Source organism: Mesorhizobium sp. M1E.F.Ca.ET.063.01.1.1 (genome assembly GCF_003998155.1).
Classification (GTDB): Bacteria; Pseudomonadota; Alphaproteobacteria; order Rhizobiales; family Rhizobiaceae; genus Mesorhizobium.
This window is the reverse complement of the sequence record NZ_RZSC01000405.1, coordinates 1-5,385: the sequence shown is the minus strand read 5'-3', so window position 1 is coordinate 5,385 and position 5,385 is coordinate 1. Positions and strand designations below refer to the sequence as shown.

The following is a 5,385-nucleotide window of genomic DNA, read 5'->3' as shown; positions in this document are numbered from 1 at the left end:
CACCTCGGTCGGGGCCAAGGTCATCGTGTTGTGATCACGATGACCGCGGACAAAAGCATTCATGCGCGGACCGTCTAGGCAACAACAAGACGTCCAAGAACAGAAAACCGGGCCGTTGGGGCCCGGTTTTTTGTTTTTAGGTCTTGGATAGGAGGGAATTCGCTCCGCCGGGGCCGGCGAAGCGGAATTGTCAGGCGACCTGCTCGACCTGCTGCACCTCCGGAACGAAGTGGCGAAGCAGGTTCTGGATGCCGTGCTTCAGCGTCGCCGTCGACGACGGGCAGCCGGCGCAGGCGCCCTTCATGTGCAGGAACACGGTGCCGTTCTCGAAGCCGCGGAAGGTGATGTCGCCGCCGTCCTGCGCGACCGCCGGGCGCACCCTCGTGTCGAGCAATTCCTTTATGGTCCGCACCAGCTCTTCGTCGGCCTTGTCGTAGAACTCCCCGCCCTGGCCGGCATCAGCCGCCGGAGCCGCCGACGCCATGACCGGCGCGCCTGACATGAAATGCTCCATGATCGCGCCGAGGATCGCCGGCTTCAGGTGCTGCCAGTCGGGACCGTCCTTGGTGACGGTGATGAAATCGTAGCCGAAGAAGACGCCGGTGACGCCGGGGATCTCGAACAGCCGGCCGGCCAGTGGCGAGGCCTCGCCTGCCGTTGCCGCGTCGCGGAAATCGGCGGTGCCTTCGCGCAGCACTTCCTTGCCGGGCAGGAACTTCAACGTCGCCGGGTTCGGCGTCGATTCGGTCTGGATGAACATGGGTATCTCCAGGCCCTTCCCGGGCCGATAGTTTGGAATAATTCTAAATAGGCTCTATCGGCTGGACATTCAAGCGAAACGCGACGCCCGAACGGCTGGCTGGCGGGATGTTTTGTGGGCTTCTGTCACCCACGATGAGATGTGCTGAGATTCAGGTCAGGCCGGCCCCACAACGCATCTCAGGCCAGGCTCTCGATCTCCTCGTCCGACAGATTCTGCGGCACCACGGTAACCGGGATGGGGAAGGCGGCGCCCCGGCCGGCCACGGCGCTCACCAGCGGCCCCGGGCCTTCCTTGCCGGCACCGGCCGCCAGCACCAGGATGGCTATGTCCTGGTCTTCCTCGATCAGCTTGTGGATCTCTTCTGTCGGCTTGCCTTCGCGCACCGTCAGTTCGGGTTCGATGCCGACCTTCTGGCGCACCTTGTTGGCGTAGGTGTCGAGGGCCGCGCGCGCGGTCGCGTTGGCTTCCTCGCGCATGATCTTCTCGACGCCCAGCCAGTGCTGGAAATCATCCGGCTCGATCACATAGAGCAGCACCAGCACGCCATTGGTGCTCTGCGCCCGCTTCGAGGCGTAGGCGACGGCGCGCTCGCATTCCGGCGTGTCGTCGATGATCGCCAGGAACTTGCGGCGATGGCCGGCTTCGCGGCTGAGGCGTTTGGAAACCATGTCTGTCTGCTCGGTATCAATTCGGCCGCAATCTGCCACCGCCACGGACCGGCGGCAAGCGCCAGCCGGCATGGCGATGGAAGTCAGTAAGGCAGGACCGGTCAGTCCTGCAGCAGGCCGATGATGTCGCGCACCGTCTTCATCGTGCCTTCGGCGATCGCCCGCGCCCGCTCGCCGCCGTTCCGGAGCACGGCATCGACATAGGCGCGGTCGCCCTCTATGCGGCGCATCTCGGAAGCGATCGGCGCGAGCTTCTCCACCGCAAGGTCGGCGAGCGCCGGCTTGAACACGGAGAACTGCCGGCCGCCATATTCCTTCAGTACGTCGGCCTTCGAGATTTCGGCGAGGCCGGCATAGATGCCGACCAGGTTTTCGGCTTCGGGCCGGCTTTCCAGCCCGTCGACCTCGTTCGGCAAGGCCTCGGGATCGGTCTTAGCCTTGCGGATCTTCTTCGAGATGGTGTCGGCATCGTCGGTCAGGTTGATGCGCGACAGGTCCGACGGATCCGACTTCGACATCTTCTTGGAACCGTCGCGCAGGCTCATGATGCGCGCCGCCGGACCGCCGATTACCGGTTCGGTGATCGGGAAATAGCCGTTCACCGTCTCCTCGCCGACCTGCATCTCGACCCCGACGCCAAGCGCCGCGATGCGCTCGGAGAAGTCGTTGTTGAACTTCTGCGCGATGTCGCGGGTGAGCTCGAGATGCTGCTTCTGGTCCTCGCCCACCGGCACGTGGGTGGCGCGGTAGAGCAGGATATCGGCGGCCATCAGGCTCGGATAGGCGAGCAGGCCGAGCGAGGCGTTCTCGCGGTCCTTGCCGGCTTTGTCCTTGAACTGCGTCATGCGGTACATCCAGCCGATGCGCGCCACGCAGTTGAAGATCCAGGCAAGCTCGGCGTGCTGGATGACCCGCGACTGGTTGAAGACGATGTGCTTCTTGGGGTCGATGCCGGAGGCGAGGAACGCCGCGGTGATCGAGCGGGTCTGGTCGCCGAGATCCTGATGGACGAGCTGCGCCGTCAGCGAATGCATGTCGACGACGCAATAGATGCAGTCGGACTGTTCCTGGAGGGCGACGAATTTCTTGATGGCGCCGAGATAGTTGCCGAGATGCAGATTGCCGGTCGGCTGGACGCCCGAAAAGACGAGTGGCTTGAAGGCGGACATGAATTCCCCAGGGCTTGTGGAGGGCCGTATAAGCATGATTCCAAAAAGTTGCAGACTTTTTGGAGCCAATCATGCGGCTGGAAACCGCGCGCGGCGAAAGTCTTGCGACGGCGCGCTTATGGACGAAGGCGAATGCGGGATCAAGAGGGGCGGGCGATCGTGGCGGCGCTGTCGCTTTGGTCGGATTGCCCTTCCGTATTGTTCCGGGCATCGCGCTTGTCGTGCCTGTCGCTCGGCTTGAACGGCTGGCGCCGCCCCTCATCTGGCTGCCGCCATCTTCTCCCCGTGAAGGACGGGGAGAAGGACGCCTTCATCGACGGTTTTGCCAAACGCCGACGTGGCAGGAGAAGCAGCGGCATTGCGGTCAGCCACTTTCTCCCCGTTTTTTACGGGGAGAAATGCCCGGCAGGGCAATGAGGGGCAGCGCCGACATCGACATGTGTGTGATAGGGGTGAGATGTGTCCTGCAGGATTCTGATGTGAGAAGCGGATGCCTGTCATCGTCAACGACGAGAAAGCTCTAAAGCGCCGACAAGACCACGAGACACCACTGGAGACAGCGGCGCGACTCCGGGCCGAATTCGGAATCAAGCTGAGCGAGCGGGCACGCGAACCGGTGCCACGCTCGGTCTACGACGAATTGTCCGGCGAAGACTGATGCCTGTCGACGGCACTCACGGATCTGGAGACTGTTCCGTGACCGGCGGCTCCGCCTTCGAGCCGCGCTTGACGTTCCTGCGGATCATGCCGAAATCGGCGCCGCCGGTGCCGAAAGCGGTGATGAAATAGAGCGCCGCGCCGCCGCCGACCAGCGCAAGCACGGTCGTCGCCTTGACCACCAGCGGCGAACCAGGCCCAAGCTGGGTGGCAAAATAATGCTCGGCGAAGTAGAGCGCCGTGGCCATGATCACAGCGGACAGGACGAGCCTTGGAATGCGGTTCAAGAGCGGTATGTCGCGGCCCCAGTGGCCGCGCCGGATCAGCATGCCGAGCAGCATCAGCGCATTGACCCAGCCGGCGACGGCCGAAGCGACCGCGATGCCGGGCGCGCCCATCGAGGGGAACAAGGACAGCGCGATGGCGACGTTCACGCCGACCGAGATGGCGGCGAAGACCATCGGCGTGCGCGTGTCCTCGCGCGCGAAATAGCCGGGCGTGAAGGCCTTGATCAGCACGAAGGCCGGCAGGCCGAGGCCGAAGATCGCCAGGATCGAGGCGACGATCGGCGTCGAGTGGTTGGCGGCGAACGCACCGCGCTCGTAGACCAGCCGCACGATCGGTTCCGACATCACCCAGAGCGCCGCGGCGGCCGGCAGCGTCATGAACAGCGTGAACTCGACCGAGCGGTTCTGCAGGTTCGCCGCCTCGATCAGATTGCCCGACTTCAGCGCCCGCGACAGCTCCGGCAACAGCACGATCGCCACCGCCACGCCGACGACGCCGAGCGGGAGCTGGTAGATGCGGTCGGCATAGGCCAGCGACGACACGGCGCTGTTCTGCCCCGAGGCGATCGCCGTGCCGATAAGCTGGTTGATCTGGGTGATGCCGCCGGTGATCGCCGCCGGCAGCGCCAGGATCAGCAGCCGTTTGACGTTCGGCGTCAGGTGCGGCCGGCGGAAACCGATCGAGATGCCGGCATGGCGCACCGCCACCCAGACGATGGCGAGCTGCACGATGCCGGCCGCCAGCACGCCCCAGGAAAGCCCGTAGCCGACATCATGCGCATCCAGCCCGTGATACCAGGCATAGCCGAGCACGCTGATCAGGATGATGTTGAGGAAAGCGGGCGCGATCGCAGCGGCGAAATAGCGGCGGAGCGAATTCAGCATGCCCGCCATCATGGCGCCGAGCGACATGCAGATCAGATACGGGAACATGATCGTCGCCAGCCGGACGGTCGTCTCGAACTTGCCCGGAATGTCGGCAAAGCCCGGCGCCACCAGGTAGCGGACGATCAGCGGCATCGCCAGTTCCATGGCGATGGTGAGCGCGAGCAGCGCCGAGAACAGCACGCCGAACACCTCTTCCGAAAAGCGCTTGGCGCCGTCGGTGCCGTGCGTCTCGATCTCCTTGGCGAAGAGCGGCACGAAGGCGGCGTTGAAAGCCCCTTCGGCGAACAGCCGGCGGAAGGTGTTGGGGAACTGGAAGGCAGCGTTGAAGGCGTCGGCGACCGGCCCGGTGCCGAGCGCCGCCGCCATCAGCATCTCGCGGCCGAAACCCAGCGCGCGGCTCATCAGCGTGCCGGAAGCGACGGTGGCGAATTTCTTGACAAGGCTCATGCGGTGGATGACTGCCTGCGCAATTGCGTCAAATGGATGGTGATGATCACTCGGCCGCCGCCGCCTTGGCCTTGCCGTTGCGTTCGGGCGCATTGCCGTCCAGCGTGTCGATCAGCCGTTTGTGGATGGTGGCCGTGCGCGTCGGGCTGTCGATCTTCTGTCCGGTGAGGTCGGTGACGTAGAAGGTGTCGATGACCTTTTCGCCGAAGGTGGTGATGTGGGCCGAGGCGATGTCGAGCGAAAGGTCCGAAAGCGCGCCGGTGATCTCGGAAAGCAGGCCCGGCCGGTCCAGCCCCTCGATCTCGATGACGGAAAAGCGGTTCGACAGCGTGTTGCGGATCTCGGCGCGCGGCGGAATGCGGAAAGCCTTGGCGCCGCGCTTCGGCTTGGTGCGCTTCTCGATCATCTCGGGCAGCCAGCTCCTGCCGGACAGCACGTCCTCGATCAGCCGCCCGACGCGCTCGGCACGACGACGCTCGTCCTCATCGAGGTCGAATTCCCTCGAG

The 5,385-nt window shown here is 64.5% G+C and carries 7 protein-coding genes; 2 read left to right on the top strand and 5 right to left on the bottom strand.

Features of this window, described 5'->3' with window-relative positions:
• Window positions 1-190: 190 nt before the first annotated feature.
• From EOA29_RS23865 to trpS, 3 genes are all read right to left on the bottom strand, one after another.
• Window positions 191-760, bottom strand: coding sequence for a NifU family protein (locus EOA29_RS23865; RefSeq protein WP_126090516.1), 570 nt, complete (start codon window positions 758-760; stop codon window positions 191-193).
• A 179-nt stretch (window positions 761-939) separates the two neighbouring features.
• Window positions 940-1,431 (bottom strand): universal stress protein, encoded by a 492-nt coding sequence (locus tag EOA29_RS23860; protein ID WP_126090515.1) that lies wholly within the window; start codon window positions 1,429-1,431, stop codon window positions 940-942.
• A gap of 101 nt (window positions 1,432-1,532) precedes the next feature.
• Window positions 1,533-2,600, bottom strand: a complete 1,068-nt coding sequence (trpS, locus tag EOA29_RS23855) for a tryptophan--tRNA ligase (protein WP_126090514.1) — start codon at window positions 2,598-2,600, stop codon at window positions 1,533-1,535.
• 132 nt (window positions 2,601-2,732) lie between these two features.
• Here trpS and EOA29_RS23850 point away from each other — a divergent pair, with 132 nt between their 5' ends.
• Together EOA29_RS23850 and EOA29_RS41625 are read left to right on the top strand one after the other, a co-directional pair.
• Window positions 2,733-3,017: a hypothetical protein gene (locus EOA29_RS23850; protein ID WP_126090513.1), complete on the top strand. Its 285-nt coding sequence runs from the start codon at window positions 2,733-2,735 to the stop codon at window positions 3,015-3,017.
• 73 nt (window positions 3,018-3,090) lie between these two features.
• Window positions 3,091-3,258 (top strand): hypothetical protein, encoded by a 168-nt coding sequence (locus EOA29_RS41625; RefSeq protein ID WP_189350403.1) that lies wholly within the window; start codon window positions 3,091-3,093, stop codon window positions 3,256-3,258.
• Window positions 3,259-3,274: 16 nt separating this feature from the next.
• Here the strand turns inward: EOA29_RS41625 and murJ are convergent, their stop codons facing one another.
• A complete protein-coding gene (gene murJ, locus EOA29_RS23845) occupies window positions 3,275-4,879 on the bottom strand; it encodes a murein biosynthesis integral membrane protein MurJ (protein ID WP_126090512.1) in 1,605 nt (534 codons plus the stop codon).
• 46 nt (window positions 4,880-4,925) lie between these two features.
• On the bottom strand, window positions 4,926-5,385 hold a 460-nt coding region (locus EOA29_RS23840), incomplete at its 5' end, for an ACT domain-containing protein (protein ID WP_127221666.1).

Bases quoted from the DNA above. Each gene is read 5' to 3' on its own strand.
- EOA29_RS23865 (WP_126090516.1), bottom strand. From the start codon at position 760: ATGTTCATCCAGACCGAATCGACGCCGAACCCGGCGACGTTGAAGTTC.
- EOA29_RS23860 (WP_126090515.1), bottom strand. From the start codon at position 1,431: ATGGTTTCCAAACGCCTCAGCCGCGAAGCCGGCCATCGCCGCAAGTTC.
- trpS (WP_126090514.1), bottom strand. From the start codon at position 2,600: ATGTCCGCCTTCAAGCCACTCGTCTTTTCGGGCGTCCAGCCGACCGGC.
- EOA29_RS23850 (WP_126090513.1), top strand. From the start codon at position 2,733: ATGCGGGATCAAGAGGGGCGGGCGATCGTGGCGGCGCTGTCGCTTTGG.
- EOA29_RS41625 (WP_189350403.1), top strand. From the start codon at position 3,091: ATGCCTGTCATCGTCAACGACGAGAAAGCTCTAAAGCGCCGACAAGAC.
- murJ (WP_126090512.1), bottom strand. From the start codon at position 4,879: ATGAGCCTTGTCAAGAAATTCGCCACCGTCGCTTCCGGCACGCTGATG.